At 67.3% G+C, this 21,198-nt stretch carries 17 protein-coding genes; 4 read left to right on the forward strand and 13 right to left on the reverse strand.

The window, feature by feature from the left end; all coding sequences use genetic code 11:
* Positions 1-73: 73 nt before the first annotated feature.
* From katG to mutS, 3 genes are all read right to left on the reverse strand, one after another.
* The gene (gene katG / locus ACVOME_RS02775) at positions 74-2,314 is read right to left on the reverse strand and encodes a catalase/peroxidase HPI (RefSeq protein ID WP_481504694.1); all 2,241 of its coding nucleotides are present in this window, start codon (positions 2,312-2,314) and stop codon (positions 74-76) included.
* 147 nt (positions 2,315-2,461) lie between these two features.
* Positions 2,462-3,070, reverse strand: a complete 609-nt coding sequence (locus ACVOME_RS02780; RefSeq protein ID WP_340044076.1) for a DUF937 domain-containing protein — start codon at positions 3,068-3,070, stop codon at positions 2,462-2,464.
* A gap of 137 nt (positions 3,071-3,207) precedes the next feature.
* Positions 3,208-5,763, reverse strand: coding sequence for a DNA mismatch repair protein MutS (gene mutS, locus ACVOME_RS02785; protein WP_065181133.1), 2,556 nt, complete (start codon positions 5,761-5,763; stop codon positions 3,208-3,210).
* Positions 5,764-5,902: 139 nt separating this feature from the next.
* Between mutS and ACVOME_RS02790 the strand changes: the two genes are divergently transcribed.
* Together ACVOME_RS02790 and ACVOME_RS02795 are read left to right on the forward strand one after the other, a co-directional pair.
* On the forward strand, positions 5,903-6,034 hold the full coding sequence (locus ACVOME_RS02790) for a hypothetical protein (protein WP_262101097.1): 132 nt from the start codon (positions 5,903-5,905) through the stop codon (positions 6,032-6,034).
* Between the two features lie 23 nt (positions 6,035-6,057).
* A complete protein-coding gene (locus ACVOME_RS02795; RefSeq protein WP_197600850.1) occupies positions 6,058-6,633 on the forward strand; it encodes a DUF6624 domain-containing protein in 576 nt (191 codons plus the stop codon).
* A gap of 64 nt (positions 6,634-6,697) precedes the next feature.
* On the opposite strand, the gene ACVOME_RS02800 is transcribed toward ACVOME_RS02795, so the two are convergent.
* The 5 genes from ACVOME_RS02800 to ACVOME_RS02820 form a co-directional block, all read right to left on the reverse strand.
* A complete protein-coding gene (locus tag ACVOME_RS02800) occupies positions 6,698-6,979 on the reverse strand; it encodes a hypothetical protein (RefSeq protein ID WP_146256219.1) in 282 nt (93 codons plus the stop codon).
* Positions 6,969-7,625 (reverse strand): chemotaxis protein CheW, encoded by a 657-nt coding sequence (locus tag ACVOME_RS02805; protein WP_180877129.1) that lies wholly within the window; start codon positions 7,623-7,625, stop codon positions 6,969-6,971. The genes ACVOME_RS02800 and ACVOME_RS02805 overlap by 11 nt, the downstream gene beginning before the upstream one ends.
* A gap of 229 nt (positions 7,626-7,854) precedes the next feature.
* Positions 7,855-9,240, reverse strand: coding sequence for an EAL domain-containing protein (locus ACVOME_RS02810; RefSeq protein ID WP_481504695.1), 1,386 nt, complete (start codon positions 9,238-9,240; stop codon positions 7,855-7,857).
* Between the two features lie 51 nt (positions 9,241-9,291).
* Positions 9,292-11,169, reverse strand: a complete 1,878-nt coding sequence (locus ACVOME_RS02815) for a S8 family peptidase (RefSeq protein ID WP_164150750.1) — start codon at positions 11,167-11,169, stop codon at positions 9,292-9,294.
* A gap of 59 nt (positions 11,170-11,228) precedes the next feature.
* Positions 11,229-13,520 carry an ESPR-type extended signal peptide-containing protein gene (locus ACVOME_RS02820; protein WP_111185865.1) on the reverse strand — a complete coding sequence of 764 codons (2,292 nt, stop codon included), beginning with the start codon at positions 13,518-13,520 and terminating at the stop codon, positions 11,229-11,231.
* Between the two features lie 202 nt (positions 13,521-13,722).
* On the opposite strand from ACVOME_RS02820, the gene ACVOME_RS02825 reads away from it, so the two are divergent.
* The gene (locus ACVOME_RS02825) at positions 13,723-15,105 is read left to right on the forward strand and encodes a sensor histidine kinase (protein WP_197571951.1); all 1,383 of its coding nucleotides are present in this window, start codon (positions 13,723-13,725) and stop codon (positions 15,103-15,105) included.
* Here the strand turns inward: ACVOME_RS02825 and ACVOME_RS02830 are convergent.
* On the reverse strand, positions 15,047-15,742 hold the full coding sequence (locus ACVOME_RS02830) for a response regulator transcription factor (protein WP_481504696.1): 696 nt from the start codon (positions 15,740-15,742) through the stop codon (positions 15,047-15,049). The genes ACVOME_RS02825 and ACVOME_RS02830 overlap by 59 nt on opposite strands.
* A 292-nt stretch (positions 15,743-16,034) precedes the next feature.
* Here ACVOME_RS02830 and ACVOME_RS02835 point away from each other — a divergent pair, with 292 nt between their 5' ends.
* On the forward strand, positions 16,035-16,397 hold the full coding sequence (locus ACVOME_RS02835; RefSeq protein ID WP_081284341.1) for a glycine zipper 2TM domain-containing protein: 363 nt from the start codon (positions 16,035-16,037) through the stop codon (positions 16,395-16,397).
* 66 nt (positions 16,398-16,463) lie between these two features.
* Here the strand turns inward: ACVOME_RS02835 and ACVOME_RS02840 are convergent, their stop codons facing one another.
* Genes ACVOME_RS02840 through ACVOME_RS02855 form a run of 4 tightly spaced genes read right to left on the reverse strand, consistent with a single transcriptional unit; the run spans position 16,464 to position 21,166 of the window.
* Entirely contained in the window at positions 16,464-17,588 is a 1,125-nt protein-coding gene (locus tag ACVOME_RS02840) for an ABC transporter permease (protein WP_164150756.1), read from the reverse strand.
* Positions 17,585-18,772, reverse strand: a complete 1,188-nt coding sequence (locus ACVOME_RS02845; protein WP_164150758.1) for an ABC transporter permease — start codon at positions 18,770-18,772, stop codon at positions 17,585-17,587. The genes ACVOME_RS02840 and ACVOME_RS02845 overlap by 4 nt, the downstream gene beginning before the upstream one ends.
* The gene (locus ACVOME_RS02850) at positions 18,757-19,767 is read right to left on the reverse strand and encodes an HlyD family secretion protein (protein WP_253118974.1); all 1,011 of its coding nucleotides are present in this window, start codon (positions 19,765-19,767) and stop codon (positions 18,757-18,759) included. Before ACVOME_RS02850 ends, ACVOME_RS02845 begins: the two co-directional genes overlap by 16 nt.
* Positions 19,760-21,166 (reverse strand): TolC family protein, encoded by a 1,407-nt coding sequence (locus ACVOME_RS02855; RefSeq protein WP_053517367.1) that lies wholly within the window; start codon positions 21,164-21,166, stop codon positions 19,760-19,762. Before ACVOME_RS02855 ends, ACVOME_RS02850 begins: the two co-directional genes overlap by 8 nt.
* Between the last annotated feature and the right edge of the window lie 32 nt (positions 21,167-21,198).

Below are 21,198 nucleotides of genomic sequence, written 5' to 3' on the forward strand. Positions count from 1 at the left end.
CGCGAACGCCCCCAAGGCAGCGCCGGGCCATGCCCGGTGGGCCTTCCGACAGCAGCGCCGGGCCTGCCAGTGATCAGCCGTGCAGGTCGTAGCGGTCCAGCTCCATCACCCGGGTCCACGCCGCGACGAAGTCCTGCACGAACTTCTTCTCGCCGTCTGCACTGCCATAGACCTCTGCCAGCGCACGCAGCACCGCATTGGATCCAAATACCAGATCAGCACGGGTGGCGGTCCAGCGTGCGGCGCCGTCGTTGCGGCTGCGGCCTTCGTAGGTTTCACGACCGGTGGCCTTCCACTGCGTGCCCATGTCCAGCAGGTTGACGAAGAAGTCGTTGCTGAGTGTCCCGGGCCGATCGGTGAAGACGCCGTGCGCGCTGCCATCGGCATTGGCACCCAGTACGCGCAGGCCACCGACCAGCACGGTCAGCTCCGGGGCGGTCAGCGTCAGCAGTTGCGCCCGGTCGATCAGCAGCGCTTCGCCCGGAACGCTGTAGGCGCCCTTGAGGTAGTTGCGGAATCCATCGGCCGCCGGTTCCAGCACCGCGAACGATTCCACGTCGGTCTGCTCCTGGCTGGCGTCGGTACGGCCCGGCGTGAACGGTACGCTGATGTCGTGCCCACCGGCCTTGGCGGCCTGTTCGATGCCCACGCCACCGGCCAGCACGATCAGGTCGGCCAGCGACACCTGCCTTTCACTGCCGGCATTGAACCCGCTCTGCACCTTTTCCAGTGCGGCCAGCACCTTGGCCAGACGGGTGGGCTGGTTTACCGGCCAGTCCTTCTGCGGTGCCAGGCGGATGCGCGCACCATTGGCGCCGCCCCGCTTGTCCGAGCCACGGAAGGTGGAGGCCGATGCCCAGGCCGTGGACACCAGTTCAGGGACGCTCAGGCCGCTTGCGGCGATCGCCTGCTTCAGGGTGGCCACGTCCCTGGCATCGATGAGCGGGTCCTTTGCGGCCGGCAGCGGATCCTGCCAGATGAACTCTTCGGCCGGCACTTCCGGCCCCAGATAGCGCGCGCGCGGCCCCATGTCGCGATGGGTCAGCTTGAACCAGGCGCGCGCGAACGCATCGGCAAACGCCTGCGGATCGGCCAGGAAGCGGCGCGAGATCTTTTCGTAGGCGGGATCCATGCGCAGCGACAGATCGGTGGTCAGCATGGTCGGGCGGTGCTTCTTCGAGGCGTCGTGCGCATCGGGAATGACCGCCTCGGCATCCTTGGCCACCCATTGATGCGCGCCGGCCGGACTCTTGGTCAGTTCCCATTCGTACTTGAACAGGTTCTCGAAGAAGTCATGGCTCCACTGCGCTGGAGTACGGGTCCAGGTGACTTCCAGGCCACTGGTGATGGTGTCGCCGCCCTTGCCGCTGCCGAAGCTGTTGGCCCAGCCCAGGCCCTGGCTCTCCAGATCGGCCGCTTCAGGCTCCTTGCCGACGTTGTCTGCCGGGCCGGCGCCATGGGTCTTGCCGAAGCTGTGCCCGCCGGCGATCAGCGCCACCGTTTCTTCATCGTCCATCGCCATGCGGCCGAACGTGTCACGGATGTCATGTGCAGCCAGTACCGGGTCAGGATTGCCGTCGGGGCCCTCGGGATTCACATAGATCAGGCCCATCTGCACTGCGGCCAGCGGGTTCTCCAGCTTGCGCGAATGCACGTCGCCATCGGCATCGTCATCGGACACCAGCACGCCGTGGGATTCCACCACGCCCTCGGAGCCGTGCTTGTAGCGCACGTCACCGCCCAGCCATGTGGTTTCGCGGCCCCAGTACACATCCTGATCCGGTTCCCAGGTATCGGGACGGCCACCGGCGAAGCCCAGTGTCTTGAAGCCCATCGACTCCAGCGCGACATTGCCGGTCAGGATCAGCAGGTCGGCCCAGGAGATGGCCTGGCCGTACTTCTGCTTGATCGGCCACAGCAGGCGTCGCGCCTTGTCCAGGCTGACGTTGTCCGGCCAGCTGTTGAGCGGAGCGAAGCGCTGCTGGCCGCGGCCGCCGCCACCGCGGCCATCACCGATGCGATAGGTGCCGGCGCTGTGCCACGCCATGCGGATGAACAGGCCGCCGTAGTGACCGAAATCGGCCGGCCACCAGTCCTGCGAGTCCGTCATCAGTGCTTTCAGGTCTGCCTTCAGCGCGGCATAGTCCAGGCTCTTGAACGCCGATGCGTAATCAAAGCCGGCATCGAGCGGGTTGGAGCGCGCGGAATGCTGGTTGAGCAGGTCCACGCGCAGCTGGTTCGGCCACCAGTCGCGGTTGGTCGTCGCGTCACCGACGACGGCATGGTTGAAGGGGCACTTCGCTTCGCTTTTCATGGGTCTCTACCTGTGGACTGGCGAAAGGTGGAATCGGGGGAGGCCCGACCCACATTAGGTGGCGCCTGTGGATCGGTAAATTCGATTGATTCAACCAATGCGATAGTGGCTGTCTATTAGGTCCGGGGCTTGTACGGGTGTGTGCGATCAGCGCTTGAGCAACCCCGCGCCGAGCTTCAGCAGGTCGCTGGCCCCGAACTGGCCGTCGCCGTCCTGATCGAGCACCCCGCCCAGCATGCTGCCGATGCCGCCGGACTGCTGGGCCTCCTGGCCGAGGGCGCTGCTGAGTTCGCTGGCGTTGCCCTGCTGGGCGAAGCGCTGGGCCAGGAAGGACATGACGATGGGCGCAAGGATCGCCAGCAGCTTGCCGGAGGTGCCGCTGTCCAGCCCGGTCTTCTGGCCTAGCACCTGCGCGGCCTGCGGCTGCTGGCCACCGAAGATGTGGCCGAGGATGCCGGCCCCATCGGTGGCGCCGCTGCCGCCGCCACCCATCACTGCGCCGAGGATGCTGCCGAGGTCGAAGCCGCCACTCCCACCAGTGCCTAGATGGTCACGCTGCAGCGCATTGAGCAGGGACTGCGCGCCCTGTGGCTCGCTGGCGTTCTGGCCCATTGCGCCCAGCAGCAGCGGCAAGGCGCTGCCCACCGCCTGGGTGGTCTGGCTGCTGTCCAGGCCGAGCTGCTGGGAAACCTGCTGCAGGCCCTGCCCCTGCTGCAGCTGCTGGAAGAGGGATGCGGCGAGGGATTCGGTGTTCATGGCGGTCTCCGTTCTGTGAAGGAAGGACCGCCCGAGCATAACGCCGCCTGCACGACGGAAATGCGAAGGCTGCCGGGCGCAGGCTCGCTCTGACCGGGGGCGGGAGGGGGGCCGGCGTTGCGCCGGTCCCATGCCGGTTACAGCAGTGACTTCAGCCGATACAGCGCTTCCAGCGCCTGTTTGGGCGTCAGTTCGTCCGGATCGATGGCGGCCAGCGCCTCCTGCGCCTTGCTGGACGGGGCATTGAACAGGCCGAACTGCTGCGGGGCATCCAGCGCCTGAGGGGCCAGCTCCGCCGCGTGGCTCTCGCTGCCCCGTTGTTCCAGTTCGGCCAGGCGCCGCCGCGCCTGTGCCACGGTCGATCGAGGCAGGCCGGCCAGCGCGGCCACCTGCAGTCCGAAGCTGCGGTTGGCCGGGCCGTCTTTCACAGCGTGCATGAACACCAGCGCTTCGCCATGCTCGACCGCATCCAGGTGCACGTTGGCGATACCGCTGCGGCCGCCCTCGTGCTGCTCGTCGGCCAGCGCGGTCAGCTCGAAATAGTGGGTGGCGAACAGTGTGTAGCAGCGGTTCTCGTAGGCGAGGTGGCGGGCCACCGCGTCGGCCAGGGCAAGGCCGTCATAGGTGGAGGTGCCGCGGCCGATCTCATCCATCAGCACCAGCGAATGTGGGCTGGCGTGATGCAGGATGTAGCTGGTCTCGGCCATTTCGACCATGAAGGTCGACTGCCCGCGGGCGAGATCGTCGCCGGCGCCGATGCGGGTCAGGATGCGGTCGATCGGGCCGATCACGGCGCGGCTGGCCGGTACGAAGGAGCCGATGTGGGCCAGAAGCACGATCAGTGCATTCTGCCGCATGTAGGTGGATTTACCGCCCATGTTCGGGCCGGTGATGACCAGCATCCGGCGGTCCGGGTGCAGGTCCAGATCGTTCGGCTCGAAGGGCTGCTCGCGCACGGCTTCCACGACAGGGTGACGGCCGCGCTCGATCTTCAGGCAGGGTGCCGTTTCCAGTTCCGGGCGCGACCAGTCCAGTGCCTGCGCGCGCTCGGCGAATGCGGCCAGCACATCCAGTTCGCTCAACGCGGCGGCACACTGCTTCAGCGGCTCCAGCTGTGCACCCAGCGTGTCCAGCAGCTGCTCATACAGGAACTTCTCGCGCGACAGCGAGCGGTCGCGCGCGGACAGTACCTTGTCCTCGAACGCCTTCAGTTCTTCGGTGATGTAGCGCTCGGCGTTTGTGAGGGTCTGGCGGCGCGTGTAGTGCACCGGTGCGCGGTCGGCCTGGCCCTTGCTGATCTCGATGTAATAGCCGTGCACACGGTTGTAGCCGACCTTCAGTGTGGCAATGCCGCTGCTTTCGCGCTCGCGCCGCTCAAGGTCGACCAGGAACTGGTCGGCGTTCGTGGAGAGGCGTCGCAGCTCATCCAGCTCCTCGTCGAAGCCATCGGCCAGCACGCCGCCATCGCTGAGCTTCAGCGGCGGCATTTCAGCGATGGCACGCGCGAGCAGCTGCGCGCAGTCGTCATGCTCGCCCAGCGCGGCGTACAGCGCCTGCAGGCGTGGCGAGTCCAGCGGCGCCAGCACGTCGCGCACCGCAGGCAACAGGCCCAGGCCATCGCGCAGTGTCGAGAAATCGCGGGGGCGTGCCGAGCGCAGGGCGACGCGGGTGAGGATGCGCTCGAGGTCACCCAGGCGACGGAACTGTTCGCGGATGTCGCCATCGCTGCCGCGATCGATCAGCGTCGCTACCGCATGGTGGCGCTGTACCAGCACCTCGCGCAGGCGCAACGGGCGATGCAGCCAGCGACGCAGCAGGCGGCCGCCCATCGGGGTGACGGTGCTGTCGAGCACGCCCAGCAGGGTGTTGCGGGTATCGCCGTCGACCCGCGTATCCAGCTCCAGGTGGCGGCGGGTCGCAGCGTTCATGGCGATCGCCTCGCCGGCGGTTTCCATCGCGATCGAGGTCAGGTGCGGCAGGCGCTGCTTCTGGGTTTCTTCGACATAGCCGAGCAGGGCGCCTGCGGCGGCCGTGGCGCGTGGCTTGTCGTCGATGCCGAAGCCGCTCAGGTCATGCAGCTTGAAGAAGGCCAGCAGCTGCCGACGACCGCTGTCCGCGTCGAACAGCCATGGCGCGCGGCGACGCACACCGCTGCGCTGGCGCAGGAAGTCCGGCCAGTTCTCCTCGTCCGGCACCAGCAGCTCGGCCGGCTCCAGGCGCGCCAGCTCGGCTTCCAGCGCGTCGTCGGTGTCGACCTCGTTGACCAGGAAGCGGCCACCGGCGAGGTCGGCCCAGGCCAGGCCGTAGCCCTGCCGGGTGCGCGACAGGGCCATCAGCAGGGTGTCGCGGCGTTCGTCGAGCAGTGCTTCGTCGGTGACCGTACCGGGGGTGACGATGCGGACCACCTTGCGCTCGACCAGCCCCTTGGCCAGGGCCGGGTCGCCGATCTGCTCGCAGATCGCCACGGATTCGCCCAGCGCCACCAGCCGTGCCAGGTATCCCTCGTAGGCATGCACGGGCACACCGGCCATTGGAATCGGGGCGCCGCCGGAACTGCCGCGCTGGGTCAGGGTGATGTCGAGCAGGCGTGCAGCCTTGCGTGCATCGTCGTAGAACAGCTCGTAGAAGTCGCCCATGCGGAAGAACAGCAGCAGATCCGGGTACTCGGACTTTGCTGCGAAGAACTGCTTCATGAGGGGCGTGTGCTCTGCACTGGCCTTCGATGCAGACGGTTTCGCTTTTGAATCAGTGGTTTGCAAGAGAGCTTCCTACCGGTTGTAGCGGTCGATCCGGGGCCACGCCGGCGGCAGTGACTCAAACAGGATCACATTGATGGCGCGACAGGCACACAGCGGATCGACCATGGATACGGTTGTTGCGACGCAGGCAGATGCCCGGCGCCGCCGACGCATCAAGTTTAAGCTGACCTACCGGCAAATCTGCCAACTGGGCATCATCGGCTGACACATCACGCAAGAGGTGGAGCTGTGACGCGGCGATTCGGTCCATTGTGGGTGATTGCGATCCTCTTCGCGCCGCTGGGAGCCAGCGGTGGGACGCCTGCTGACCCGGAGCTGCGCGGCGAGCTCCTGCGGATGAAGGATGCCGATCAGGCGGTCCGGGACCTTCCGCTGACCACGGAGGGCGAGGAGAGGGTGCTCAGTGCCGTCGATGCGGTGCATACCGCTCGGCTGAAGGCGATCGTTGCGGCCCATGGCTGGCCGACCGTGGCGCAGGTGGGCCAGGACGGGGCGGACGCGGCCTGGCTGCTGGCCCAGCATGCCGACAAGGATCCGGCGTTCCAGCGCTCTGTTGCGGAAGCCATGGAGCCCTTGGTAGCGACGGGGCAGGTCAAAGCGTCCAATTACGCCTACCTCTGGGACCGCACCCACGACCCCCAGCGCTATGGAACGCAGGGGCGTTGTGCAGACCCGGGGCGTTGGGAGCCACGTGCGGTTGAAGCACCTGAGACGCTTGACGAGCGTCGCGCTCGAATGGGCCTGGCGCCCATGGCGGAGTATCAAGCGATGGTCTCCAGGCATTGCGAGCAGTTTGGGCGTTAAGATCGGATCAGCAGTTGGGGCACTGCGCGCGGAGAGGCAGGGGTGAGTCGCACACTCCTCCGGTTCAGGCCGATGGTGGAGGGGAGCGAATGCCGGCCAGCGGATCCCGCAGGATGCCGAGCCAAGGCTCGACGATCTGCTCGAATGCAAAAACGTGTTCCCGGTGCAGGTCCATGCCGCTGAGGTAGTGGCGGATGCTGCGTTCGAATTCATCGGCCGCGTCCAGATTGCCTGCGTTTGTGCGGAGCAGAAGAACGGTGGCCGCTTCCAGTGCCGCCACACGGACATGCATCCGGTTCATGGCCCCCTGGAGGCGCAGCAAGGCATCCCGCGTCTCAGTGTTCATCGGACCTCCCGGGGAAGATCGCTGCATCGGTCCGCGAACCTGCGAGCCGCCGCTGGAGAGTGAGTGCGACGCTCGGATCAATGAGGGCAACCTCCTGGTTGGATGCCAGGCAGACCCGGTGGCTGCAGAGCGGCAATCCCTGCCCATCGTTGCTGATGGGGTGGACGTGGCCGAGCGGGACACTCTCGATGGTGAGCACCTCGTCAAGCGCCAGGGCGACAAGCTGGACGCCAGCCTGCACCAGCAGCATCGCCGGGCAGCGGGCACCGCAGCGGGTGCCGCCCGTGACAAGGCCAAGATCCACGACGGGCACCGTCTGCCCGCGTACGGACACGCTGGACAGGCCGTCCGTACCCCGGGTCAGAGCCTCCGGACCACGTATTTCCACCGCCGATTCAACATCGATCCCGAACAGCGCCGCACCGGCACGAACAACCACCAGTTCCAGGAACGGCTGCGGTGACGCGTGGTGCGCGGGAGCGGCGGAAAGCGCGAGGGCACTGTGGTCGATGGCATCCGCGCGGGGCAACCGCTTGACGAACTCCTCGAAGCGCATGCGGCTGACCGCCTGCCGGTTGTGGCAGCAGGGGCAGACCAGGATCCCTGCGCCGCGCAGATCGGTCAGGCCTGCGCCCGCCTTCAGCATCGAGGTGTGGTTGCATGCACGGCATGTTGCTTGCACTGCGTGCAGGCGTGTCAGCGCGCCTTCAGTGGTCAGGTCTCCCTGAACAAGGCGAAGCAGAAAGGAACCTGTGTTGGCCACTGGCAGACTTCTCGGATGGATCAGGAGCAGGCAACTGCCCCGGGATTCTCGGCGGCTTCCATGAAGGGATCAAACGCACGCCGCGCAGTCCATCCGCGGGTGCAGGCCTGGCTCATTCGAGCAGGTGGGGTGCAACAGTGAGTCTATCGGTCAGTTCGGTCGCACTGATGGGCCTGCACAATGCAAAGCCCTGGATCTGGTCGCATCCGAGCTCCCGCAGCGTGGTGACCTGGTCGGCGGTTTCAGCCCCCTCAGCGACGGCGGTGTAGCCCAGATCATGGGCCAGGCCGATGATGGCACGGACTTTCAGGCGGGCCCGCGTGTCGGTCGAGATTCCATCAATCAGCGATTTGTCCAGCTTCAGCGTGTGGATCGGCAGTTCGGTCAGGTAGGCGAAGTTGCTGTAGCCGCTGCCGAAGTCGTCCAATGCCAGGCGGATTCCCGCCGATGCCATCCGCCTGAGCTGCTCGCCGGGCAGGGAGTTCACCCGCAACCATTCTCCTTCGGTGATCTCGATTTCGAGGTCGCTGCAGCGCAGCCCCTCGGCATGGATCCTGGCGACCAGCGCATCGGCCATGCCGGCACGGGCCACATTCCGTGCAGACAGATTGATCGACAGGCCCAGCGTGATGCCGTCGCGTTTCCAGCATGACAGCTGCTTCAGCGCTCGGTCGACGACCCACTCCGTGACCTTCTCCATCAGTGCGTTACGTTCGAATGCCGGGATGAATTCGGCAGGGCTGACCGGGCCAAGCCGAGGATGATCCCAGCGGATCAGCGCCTCCGCTGACACCGCACTGAGATCAGACCCGCGGAAACGAGGCTGGTAGAGCAGATGGAATTCGTCGTGGCGCAGGCCGTCGCGGGCACCGGCAAGCAGGTGATACTCGCGCCGCAGACTTTCATCGCGCCGAGCGGAGTACCAGCAGTAGGTGACCTGGCTGGACACCGCCCAGTGAAGTCCCACGAACATCCTGCGGATGATGTCGTCGGCGCTGTCCTTGCCGGTTTCGGCCTGGCAGAGGCCGACGTGGACGAGAGGCCGGAGGGGCTGCGCTGCATCCTCCCTGGGCTGCGTCAGGCGCAGGTGCAGCGCTTCCACCAGGCGCTCGATGTCGTCACGGGTGGGCAGCTCCACGAGGAAGGCAAAACGGCTGCCGCCCATATGGTGGACGTCCGCCTGGCCGTCCAGGGCGGCCTCGATGCGTGCTGCGTCCTGCCTGACCCGCGTCTCCAGCGAGGCCATGCCGAAGGCCTGACAGGGCTCGGCATTCGGCAGGTCAAGGACATCGACGAGGACGGCGACGGGCGATCGGCCCGGCAACCGGCGTGATCGTGTGGTGTAGTCGATCGTGAAGGTTTGTCTGTCCAGCAGCCCGCTGGAGGTCCCGTGGCGGCTGGACAACGCATGCGGCCGCAGGGGGCGTGTCACCGCCCCGATGAGGGACGGCAACGTGCGCCGATCAGTCAAGGAGAGTTTCCTGGGCAGGCTATCCATCGAAGGACCCCGGGCATCGCGGGCGGCGCGCAGTGGCGCCGCCCTTGAGGCTTACTGCCGGGCTACCAGGGTCAACCCGGAATATGTTCCCGTGAGGCGGATCATGTAGGTGACCGCCGAGGGCGAGCCGATCCGCACCGACTCCGAATTGGTCGGTCGGGTTGATTTCGCATCGTAATCGGAGGCGCTGGGGACGCGCTGCGCCGCTACATACAGCGATACGTCGCCTTTGCCGCCCAGCGTCATGATGGTCAACGGTGTGCCGGCCCGGGCGGTGAAACTGTAGGTCCGCTCTGCGGAGGTGCTTGACAGCCCGCGCAGTTCTACTGCGTTGCTCAGTTCCACATTCGGCGGGGTGCAGCTCTCGACGGTGGGATCGCAGGGTTCGGTGGTCGCGGCGGTTACCAGTGCATTGGCGTCGAGGATTCCCGCGCCCATCGGTGTGCTGGTGGGAATGCTGGCCGGGAAAGGACGCGCAGTGGATTTCAGCAGGTCCCGCATCTGGTCCCAGCGCAGCGGCGTGGTGGCCACGCTCTGGACCAGCGCTGCTGCGGCGGCCACATGGGGCGATGCCATCGAGGTACCGGTATATCCTCCGATGCCGAACTCGGTCGTGGGGCGGGTGGTGCCCGTGTTGACGATCTGGAAGATGTAGCCGTTCGGATCTCCATCTACACCTCCACCGCCACCTGGCGCGGACAGATCCACCCGGTTGCCCCAGCTGGAGTAGCTGGCCTTGCCGCCGGTGACACGCGTGGCGCCGACGCTGATCACATCCTTGCAGGAGGACATCGTGTAGGTGCCGGCATCGGCGTTGGAGTTGCCGGCTGCCACCACCACCATCGCACCGCGTCGGTTCACTTCGTCGATGGCGTCCTGGTAGATCTGCGGGCAGGCGTCGGGCCCATTGCTGCCCAGGCTCATGTTGAGCACTTCCGCCGGATTGGCATTGACCGGCAGGCCGGCAACGGTCGCGCCGACCGCCCACAACATGCCATCGGCAATGTCGCTGCCGTACCCGCCACACGAACCCAGCACACGCACCGGCAGAATCCTGGCGTTGTGGGCCAGACCGGCCAGACCGACACCGTTGTTGGTCTGCTGCGCGACGGTACCGGAGACGTGGGTGCCGTGCCAGGAGCTGTCGCGGGCGGCGTGCGGAGGCGCGCCCAGCGCGGTGCAGTAATTGGCTTCCATCCAGTCGCCCTGGTCCCAGCCACCGGCGACGCGGGCGTCGGTGTCGCGACGGGAGATCAAGCGGTCGGAGATCATGTCATAGCCCGGCAGCACGTTGTCCTTCAGGTCGGGCGTGTTTTCCACGACGCCGGTGTCGATCACCGCCACCACGACGCCTGCGCCGGTGGAGATGTCCCACGCCTGGTCGGCGCGTACTCCACCTGTCTGATCGTGGAAGTTCCACTGCAGCTGGGCATATTGAGGATCATTCGGGATCAGTTTCGGCTGCACCATGCCGCGCCCGGTGTCGAGCGCCTGGTAGAGCCGGTCCACTTCGACCGACGTCACGCCGGGTTCGGCCGCCAGCTCGCGGACGAAGGCTGCCGTCTCGGCGGAGTTGAGCCGGCGTGAGGTCTGCACCACGTACCAGCCAGGTACGGCCATGTTGCGCAGGACACTGGCCCTGGCGGCCGGACGGGCGGCTGCGCGTGCCGTCGCCGCAGCCGCCGTGGTGATGCCTGAACGCTGCGCCGAGCTGGCGAGCGACTGCGTCAACAGGCTGCGTGACTGGGTGGTGGTGCCGGTCGTCTTGACGATGAAGCGCTGGCCGACCGACGGCTGGGCGGTCGATGTGGCGGCAGCCACGTTGCGCTTGATCACCTTGCTGGTATCCAGGCGTGGTGCGGCATGGGCGGCGCTGGTGGTGATCAACACCGAAGCGATTGCAGCGGCCAGTGAGGTGTGGATGGACATGGTGGGTCTCCAGGAAAAGGGTGAAGCGCGTCGGAGCGGGAGTGGTCGGTGTCGCTCTGTCACAGGTCGATGCCGAAGCCCACGCCTGCGGAGGATTCGCCACCACTGAAGGCCCCGCCCAGACTGAAGGAGCCGCGTTCCCCGATCTTCCGTGCATAGCCCACCGACAGCGCCTGCTCGCCGCTCTGGAAGCCCGCACCGACCGCGATGCGCCCGCGTTCGCTGCGGGTGCCTGCGGCGTTGGTCGCCATGTTCAGCATCGCCGCGCTCATCGCGCCCTGGCGGTCCAGGCGGCGATCGACCGAGCTGAGGCGGCGGTCCACGTCCGTACGATAGGTTTCGAAGGAATCGTTCAATGCGGTGAACCGTGCATCGGTATAGGATTTCGCCGCGTTGACACCGGCATTGACCTGGCCCACGTTCGCCGCATCGGTCGCCTGGGTACCGGCGGCCACATGGGTGATCTGGCGCTCCGCACCGCTGGCACCGACCGACACCGTGTCGGCGCGATCGGCGACCGAGCCGCGCCCCAATGCGACGGCGTTGTCGGCGGTGACGCTGGCACCTTGGCCGAGTGCGGTGCCGGAAGCGCTGCTGACGGAGGCCGACTCACCCAGGGCCACGGCGTTGCTGGCCTGGGCACTGATGCGGCTGTTGGCACCGACGGCCGTGCTGCCGTCGGCATTGACCCGCGCGTTGCCGCCCAACGCCGTGTCGTTGGGTCCATGGGCGTAGGCGCCGGCGCCCAGCGCCACGCTGTTGTCCGCGTTGGCGGTCGCGCCGGATCCCACTGCCACAGCGTTGGTCCCTTCGCCCGCCTGGGCTGCGGAATCGCCTCCCACGGCGACCTGATCGTTGCGGCCATGACCTGCACCGACGTCCGCCTCGATGTCATCCAGTCGGGTGGTCAGCCTGCCGATCTGCACATCGATGGCTGCGAAACTGTCGGCGAAATTGCCGAGCGCACCCGACACCGCATCCAGCTGTGCCTTGTTGACCGCATCGGTTGCCGCCGTACCGGCCGCCACGTTGACGATCTGGCGTTCGCTGCCTGCGCGTCCCACCGAGATGGTGTTGTCACGATCGGCGTAAGAGCCTGCACCGAGCGCCACCGCGCGGTCGACGGGGTGGGTCACGCCGTCGACGAACGACGGGTCGCCCACGGTTGCGCCGCCGCCGATCGCCACCGACTCGCTGCCCCACACGTCCGAATCCGTGCCGATCGCCACGCTGTTGGTGAACAGCCGCGGTGTATCCCCCCAGAAATCGCCATTCCAGGTCATGCCGTCACCGACCACCACGCTGCCTTTGCCGGCGGCCCAGGCGCCATAACCGACTGCGGTGGCGCCCTCGATCAGGGCCAGCGCGTTGGCGCCCAGGGCCGTGGTGTTGAGCGCGCCCGCCCGGGCATTGCTGCCCACGGCCACGGTCAGGTCGTACAGGGCCAGTGCGCCCGAACCGAACGCATTGGAGAACTCGCCCAGAGCCTGGGCCCGGTCACCGACGGCCATGGCGTCATATGCGCTGGCCACCGCGCGGTAGCCGATCGCGGTGGAGCGGATAGCGCTGGCACTGGCCAGCCCGCCCAGGGAGATGGCTGCATAGGCGGTGGACTGCGCGCCGCCGCCGACGGCCACGGAAAGGCGACCGGTGGCCTGCGTGTTCTGCAGCAGCTGGCCGGCAAAACCTTCCCCGATCTGGTCCTCCAGATCGTCGGCAATGCCGCCGATCGCCACGCTGGATTTGCCGCTGCCCAGGGCGCCGGCGCCCCCGGCAGTGGCAAAGTCACCTTCGGCCTGCGCGCCGGCGCCCAGCGCCGTGGACGCCACGCCAGTGGCGGCGGTCTGCTGGAACAGCACTACGCCATACGGGTTCTGCGACTGGTAGTCGATGTCCAGCATGCCGCCGATCGCGGTGCTCGAGTCGGCGATGGCCAGCGCTTCATTGCCCACCGCGGTGGCGCGGTTGGCGTAGGCCACGCTGCCGGCGCCAAGCGCGGTCGTGCCTTCCCCGACCGCGGCGCTCGCCTCGCCTGCGGCCAGCGCGTTGTCGCCGTCGGCGTAGGCGCCGGCATTGCTGTCCTCGCTGCCGGTGGCGGCGAGGTAGGGCACTGGATCAGCCTCGACATCGGCGGCGTACACGATCTGCTCCGGCGCGGACACCTGCTCGACGCCCAGCGCCGTAACGATCCCGCTGGCCAGGGCGGAGCAGGACACCAGCAGCGAGCCGGTGGCCAGCAGCGCCGCGACCTGACGGCGGCGCCCGGACCGCGTCCGGCTGCACGCGATTTCGGACACAACCACCTGCCGGCCCAGCGCGGCGTTCCACACGATACGGTAAATCCGGTTCATTGCTCTGATCCTCGATCTGGAGTGCAGGCCCTTCGTCGTGGCTGCCCGCAGGGGGTCGACGAGTGGGGCGGTGTAGTCGTCGTGTCACGGCAGTGGCGTAGGCGCCCGCCGACAACATGAACGTAGGCCCACCGAGGGGGCATGTCGACTGCAACTCCTGACAGAAATATGATCGGTTTCTCGCCATCTCTTCACGCCGCCCATGCTCCGTTCATTCCTGCGCTGGCTGGACCGGGCGCCGATCGAAGACCCGGTGGACCGCCGCAACGCGCGCGTCATCCAGCTGCTGCTCCTGTTCCTGGGGGTGACCATCCCGGCGACCCTGGCCTTCGCGGTGATCGTGGCCTGGTCCCAACTGGTCTCGAGCGAGGTGCACTGGTCGACGCATGCCTCGTTGGCGATGAGCCTGTCCATCGGCGCCGCCGCATGGATCGGACTGGCACTGACGCGGCGTGGTGCGTTCGCTGCGGCGGTCAAGCTGTTGATCGGTGCCATGCTGCTGGTCACGACGATCAATCTGGGCGTGAACGGCCTGCAACGGCAGATGCCCGACCAGCTCGCCCAGATGCTGGTGCTCGTGCTGAGTGGTCTGGTGCTTGGTCGTGGCGCGCTGTGGACCACGCTGGCGGTCCTGGTGGGCAGCGTAGTGCTGGGTGCAGGACGCGATGCGATGAGCGTCTTCGCGGACGCTCCCGCGCGTGCGTTCTACAACCTGCCCCCACTGCTGTTCACCTACCTGCTGGTCACACTGCTGATCGACCGGACGACCCAGGCCCTGCGCGAAAGCCTGCGCGAGTCGAACGAGCGCGGGCGGCAACTTGCCGAAGAGATGCGCGAACGCGAGCGCACCCATGCCCAGCTGATCCATGCGCAGAAGAAGGAGATCACCGAACGCATGGCCAGCGGCATGGCGCATGATTTCAACAACATCTTTGCGGTGATCGTCGGCTTCGCCAACCAGCGGCATGAAGACGACGGCGAAGGCAGCCGGCAGCGTCTGGTGCAGCTTGAAGGCCACCTGTCAGACGTGGAGGAGACCGCGCGGCGTGGCATGGCCATCAGCCGGCGGCTGCTCCGTTTCAGCCGTCGTGATGGCGAGCAGGCCGTCGTGTTTGATGCCGCGCAGGCGGTCCGGGAACTTGAGTCGATGCTGCGCCAGTTGCTTGGGCCGGGGATCGTACTGTCCGTGCGCAGCGATGGTGAAGCGGCGCCGGTGCGGATGGACCGCAGCCAGTTCGAGCTGATGCTGTTGAACATCGCGTCCAACGCCCGCGATGCGCTCAGCGATCACGGGCGGTTCGAGATCGACATCGACCGCGATGGAGATCGCGTCCGCATCCACCTGCGTGACAATGGCAGCGGCATGCGCGCCGAGGTGGCGGCCCGGATCTTCGAACCCTTCTTCAGCACCAAGCCGGCGGATTCGGGCACGGGACTGGGGCTGGCGGTCGTGAACGAGCTGGTGACAGAGGCCGGCGGTGGCATCGGCGTCGAGAGCATCTGTGGCGAAGGAACGACGTTCCTGATCAGCCTGCCGTGCGCCCGGCAGGATTCAGCATGTATCCCCGGCCATGAACCACCGTAAGAGGCAGTTCCATGCCACAGCGCTTGCGTGCCTTCACGCGCAGCCGGTAGACCATGGCGTCGAGCCGGTGCGCATCGAAATCGTCTGAATCATCTGCAATGGCCAGGATCAGCTGCTCGCGTGACACCAGCGCTCCGGCGTGCTGGAACAGTTCCGCGCACAGGCTGCGCTCGCTGCGGGTGAGCGCGGCCGAGGTGCCGTCGGGCGCGATCAGGCCCCATTGGTCCTCACTCATCCTCCAGCCGGGCAGTGACCGGTTCCCTGTTGCCGGCGTGGCGATCCGTCGTGCCAGGCTGTGCAGTGCCGCCGCCAGCAGATCGATCTCGATCGGCTTGGAAAAATACACGTCGGCACCTTCGGTCAGGCCGCGGATACGATCACTCACATCGGCAAGGCTGGTCAGCATGATGACGCCGAGGCCCGGTTGTCGTTGGCGCATTTCGCGCGCCAGGCTGAAGCCATCGCCGTCAGGCAGGCTCACGTCGAGCACGAGCAGGTCGGCGGGCTGTCTCTCCATTCCGGCGCGGAAGGCGGCGACGCTGGCGTAGCCGGTCGCCAGGAATCCATAGCGCGCCAGGCCTGGCAGGATGATGCGCTCGCGCAGGGCAGGCTCGTCCTCCAGTACCGCTACCCTCAAGCTTTCTGATTCCTGCACATCCACGTCCAGATGCCTGCGCCCTTTGTCGGTTGATCATAGCCGCATGCGCGCTGCCCCCGGGAGGGGCCGCGCGGGTCGGCGCACCGATGCAGGGGGCCGATTCCCTTCGCGGCGACCGAACGGAAGCCTCTGCCAGGCGCTGGATCGTTCCATGGCCGCGGTTCTCTTCATGAACGACGCATTGCCGATGAAGTCCTGATGACACCGATTTCACTCGTAGTTGCCAGCGGCAGGCGGAGACTGGACCCATCCCGGAAGACAGGAGCTGGCCATGAAGACCTCGACCCGACTGCTCGTGCTGGGCACCCTGATGGCGGCATCGTCGATGGCGGGTGCGCAGACCTACGGGCCCCGCGATGAAGGCCGCAAGTTCAACGACGGCAGCCGTGTGGAATGCAGGAACGTTGAAGTCCAGCGCAACTCGCGCGATCCGAACCGCATTGCCGGTACTGCCACAGGTGCGGTGGTGGGCGGCCTGCTGGGCAACCAGGTGGGCGGAGGCAATGGCAAGAAGCTCGCCACCGTCGCCGGTGCAGTCGCCGGCGGCGCCGCCGGACGACAGATCCAGGGCAACCACCAGCAGAAGACCGGCGATCGGGTGGTGGAACGTCGCTGCGAGCGCGTCTACCGCTGATCGCCGTTTTCCCCTTCCACGTAGTGATGCAACGAACGCCGGCTCCGTGCCGGCGTTTGTCTGTGCTCAGGGGCGCACCCCGCCCGACGGCCTGCCATGCAGCCGCCAGATGGCAAGACCGCCGTAGATCACCAGCAGCGCCGCGAGCGTGGCAAGTTCACGGCTGACTTCGTCCAGGCGTGCGTCCATCTGGTTCAACCGCACCATCAGATTGATGCCGGAGGTGGTCGGCAGCAGCTGCGCCAGCCACACCAGCGGGCGGGGCGTCATCACCGCCGGCCAGGAGAGGTTGGCGAGGAAGAACAGAGGAATGGAGGTGGCGATGATGTACTGGAAGGCGCGTTCGCGGGTGCGGAAGAAGCTGCCGATGAACAGCCCGAAGGCCACGGTGGCGGCAATGAACAGCGTGCCGCCCAGCAGCTGGCCCAGCGGATTTCCGCCGCGCGGGTAGTCCTGTACCCAGGCGGTGAAGCCGGCGTAGTAGAACAGGCCGAACAGCCCGATCAGGCCGAAGCCCATCGCCATGCCTGCCAGGGTCGGCAGATCGAAGTGCAGCCGGCGGCCGAGCACCAGACGCCGCCCTCCCAGCAGTACCCCGATGCCCATCAGCAGTGTCTGGTGCACGATCAGTTCGGCCACGCCGGGTACGATGGCGCTGCCATAGCCTTCCTGCGTGTTGTACAGGGGCCGCTGCACGAGCGTGACCGGCGCTGCCTGCGGCGCGCCCATGAACGCGGCCTGGGTCACGGCGGCGTCGCGGCCGAATGTGCCCAGCGCATCGGCGATGCTGCCCAGCACCCAGCTGGCGCGTCCCAGGTAGGCGCCATTGCCCAGCAGGACCAGCTTGGCTGGCTGGCCACGCAGGATGTCGCGCTCCAGGTTCGCGGGGATGAGCACGATGCCTTCGGCATGCCCCGCTTCCAGCTGACGGCGCGCGCTGTCCAGGCCCGCCGGCTGGCCAACCACGCGCGCCACGCGCAGGCCATCGAGGATGCGCAGCAGTTCGCGGCTGGTGGCACTGTGATCCTGATCGACCACCAGCACCGGCAGATTGCCGGCCACCTGGTGGCGGTACGCGGCGGGATAGAAGAACGAGTACAGGATGACCGCACCGACCATCACCACGATGGCATAGCGGTCGCCGAGCACCGCCAGCAGGGTCTGCCGCAGGCTGCGCCAGACCGTGCTCATGCGTCGGCTCCGGCCGGTCGCGCGGCCTCCGGGGTGCGGCCGAAAGCGATCAACCGCAGGCTGCCGATGCCGCCGGCCACCACCGACATCAACACCAGCGTGGCCAATGGCCACAGCGAGACGGACAGCGGTGCGCCGACGAACTGCTGCTCGGTCTGCACCTTGATGTACGCACTGAGTGGCAGCAGCTGGTGCCAGATGCGGGTGAACAGCGGGCCATCCAGTACCGGGAAGGTGGCACTGGAGAAGGCCAGCGCGGTGCCGATGGTCAGGCCGACCACCGACAGCGCGGTACCCATGTCACGGGCAAGGCCGACGAAGAACAGCGCATATGCGGCCGTGGCCAGGTAGAACGCCGGCTGCGCAGCCAGCAGCAGGAGCAGACTGCCGGCGATGCCGTCCCCGCGCAGCCATGCGAGGTAGCCGACGCCCAGCGCGCCGTACAACGCGAACAACAGTACGTAGGGCGCGAGCTTGCCGGCGATCGAGGCCCACGGGGTGTCACCGAGCCAGGCCGGCAGCGTGCCATCGCGGATTTCCCGGCCCACGCTTCCGGCCACGGCCAGTGCCAGCACCAGCGACAGGACGGCCGGGAAGATCAGCGGCAGCAGGAACAGCTCATAACTGCGTGCCGGGTTGTAGAGGATGTCGGACTGCACGGCGATCGGGGCGGCGCGCAGCTTTGCGGGCCCCACCTGCAGGCCGATGCGCTCGCGCAGCATGCGTGCATTCCAGGCCGACACCGCATCGGCGATATCGCGCGCGGCCGATTGTCCGGTGGTCATGTAGGTGGCGTTGTAATAGGCGAACACCGTGCCCTGGCGGCCGCGCAGGGCCTGACGGGTCACGTCGCGCGGCACCAGCACCACTGCGAACACCTCCAGGCTGCGCAGCTGCGAGCGCGCGGTGTCCATGTCGGCGGGCTGGCGGGCGACGCGGACCCCCGGGCTGGCATCGAGCATGCGCAGCAATTGCCGGCTGTCGCTGCTGTGATCGAGGTCGACCACGGCGATGGGTACATCGCGCATGACCGATGGCGTGAACATCCAGGCCATCAGTACCAGCATCAGCAGCGGCAGCACCGTGACCAGCGCCAGGTCGGCACGGTTGCCACCAAGACCCCGCAGCTCGCGCTGCCAGGCAGCAGCAAAGCCGTTGCCACCAGGGCTCAGTGCTGGGGCCATGCGAACAGCACGCTCATGCCGGGGCGGAAGCCCTCGATGCGGCGTACCGGGCGCACCCGCACCTCGAAGCTGCGGACATCGTAGCCGGACGACTGCCGGGTGGTACGCCAGGTGGCATAGTCGCCGGCCGGGTTGATGAAGTAGACCTTGAACTCGCTGTCCTGACCGAGGGCCGGCACGCTGCCACGCAGCGTGCTGCCGACCTTCAGGCCCTGCATCTGTGATTCGCGCAGGTTCATCGATACCCACATGCGGTCGATGTCGACCAGGGTGAATACCGGGTAGCCGGCGGGTACCAGTTCGCCGGGATCGGCCATGCGCTTGTTGATCTCGCCGGCCACCGGTGCACGGCCCTCCACTTCGACGCGGGCCGCATCCACTTCGGCCACGGCGCCCTGCGCCTGCTGTACCTGGCCCTGCGCGGCACGCTTGTCCTGTTCCCGCGCACCGGCCAGTGCCATGTCGTACTGGGCACGGGCGGCACGGGCCAGCTCGCGCGAGCTGGTGGACTGGGCGAGTGCTTCGTCGCGCTTCTGCCGGGTCATCACCCCTTCGTTGAACAGGTTCTCCACGCGGCGGTAGGTGGCTTCGGCCAGCGTTGCTCCGGCTTCGGCACGCTTCCAATTGGCTTCGGCAGCACGGATGTCCTCACTGCGCGCACCTTCGGCAGCCTTGTCGGCCACCGCCTGCGCAGCGGCCAGAGCGCCGCGTGCCTGCTGTTCCTTCGCCGTCACTTCGGGGCTGTCGAGCAGGAACACGACCTGACCGGCCTGCACGCGGTCGCCTTCGCGAACCTTCAGCTCGGCGACACGGGCGGTGATCTTCGCTGCGACGTTGATCGTGTCCGCGTCGGCCATGCCCTGGATCTGGTCGGCCGGGCTGCGCCAGGCGAGCCACAGGCCCAGCGCCACCACTACCAGCAGCACCACGAGCAGGATCCGGCCAAGCCGGCGCTTGCCTGGTGGTGTCGCTTCATCCTGCAATACGTCACTCATGGTCGATCACCTCATCTGCGCGACGCCGGAATTCCTCGAAGCGGTCCATCTGCCCACTGATCTCCAGCAGCTGTGCCAGCGCGACATCGTACTGGTAGGCGGCCTGTGCACGCTCCACGCGAGCGCCTCCCAGACCCAGCCGCGCATCGATGACGTCCAGCGACGTGGACTGCCCCTCGCGGAATGCCAGCTCCTGCAGGCGCAGGTTCTCCTGTGCCTGGGCGATGCTGCTGTCGAGCAGCACGAACTGCTGGCGTGCCGTTTCCAGCTCGTTCCACGCCTTGCGCACGCCGAGCGCGACCTGGTTCTCGGCTTCGCGCAGTCCGGCTTCCGCCTGCTCCTGCTGCGCACGTGCCGCGCTGATCTGCGCCGGTCGCGAGTTCGGCGACAGGAAGGTGTACTTCAGGCCGATGCCGAACGCCCAGTCCGGATCGGTCAGCATCTCGTCGCGGCGACGGAAGTCGTACTGGCCAAAGGCGAATATCTGCGGCTTGAGCTTGGCCTGTTGTACGCGCACGCCCTGTTCGGCCTGCGCCACCATGGCCCGCAGCCGTGCGATCTGGGGTTGCCGTGCCTGCGCGATGCGCTCGAAGCTGGCGGCCGGCTCCAGCGGCACGCGCTGCACGAACAGGGGTGATACCGGCTGCACCTCGCCGCCACTGCGCAGCAGGGTGGCCAGCGCGGCCTTCAACGTGGCCAGGTCGTTGACGGTCTTCTGGTACTCGCGCTCTGCCTTGTCGCGCGCCACGGTGGCCTGCAGTCGCTGCGCGCGGGTGGCGAAGCCTTCGCGCTCCAGCTTCAGCGCATCGGCCAGGTGGCGTTCCAGGCCATCACGGACGTCACGACGCACGTCCACCGCCTGCTCGGCCAGGCGCTGGCCGAAGTAGGCCTGGGCCAGCTGCACGGTCAACGACTGCCGCTGTGCTTCGCGTTCCGCGCTGGCCTGCTCGTGGGCTGCGCTGGCGGCACGCTGTGCGGCAGGAATGACGCCACCGGTGTACAGCGGCAGCACAGCGGTGACGACCGGGCGGGTGCGCCAGTCGCGTTCGGTGAACGACAGGGGGGAATCGATGCCAAAGGCCTCGGCCACCGGTGCCAGCGAGCCCAGTGGCAGGGTCAGGGTCTTCTGGAACTGCAGGCGGCGGACCTCGCCGGTGATCTCCGGCAGGCGCAGAAGGCGCGTGGCCTCCTGCAGATCCTGCTTGTTGCGGACGGCGGCGTCGGCCGCGGCCAGCGCGTCGGAAACCTGTTCCAACCGCTGCCGCGCCTGTTCCCAGTCCAATGCCGGTGTATCGGTGATGGCCTGCGCTGACGTGGCAAAGGGCAAGCAGGCCGCAAAGGCCATGCCGGCGACGCCCATCGCGCTGCGCATCCTTGTCCGTGGGCGGCTCACACGCATGCCGTTCCTGTAGTTAAGAAGTGAGCAAACGT

It is taken from the genome of Stenotrophomonas sp. STEN008, from assembly GCF_056760435.1.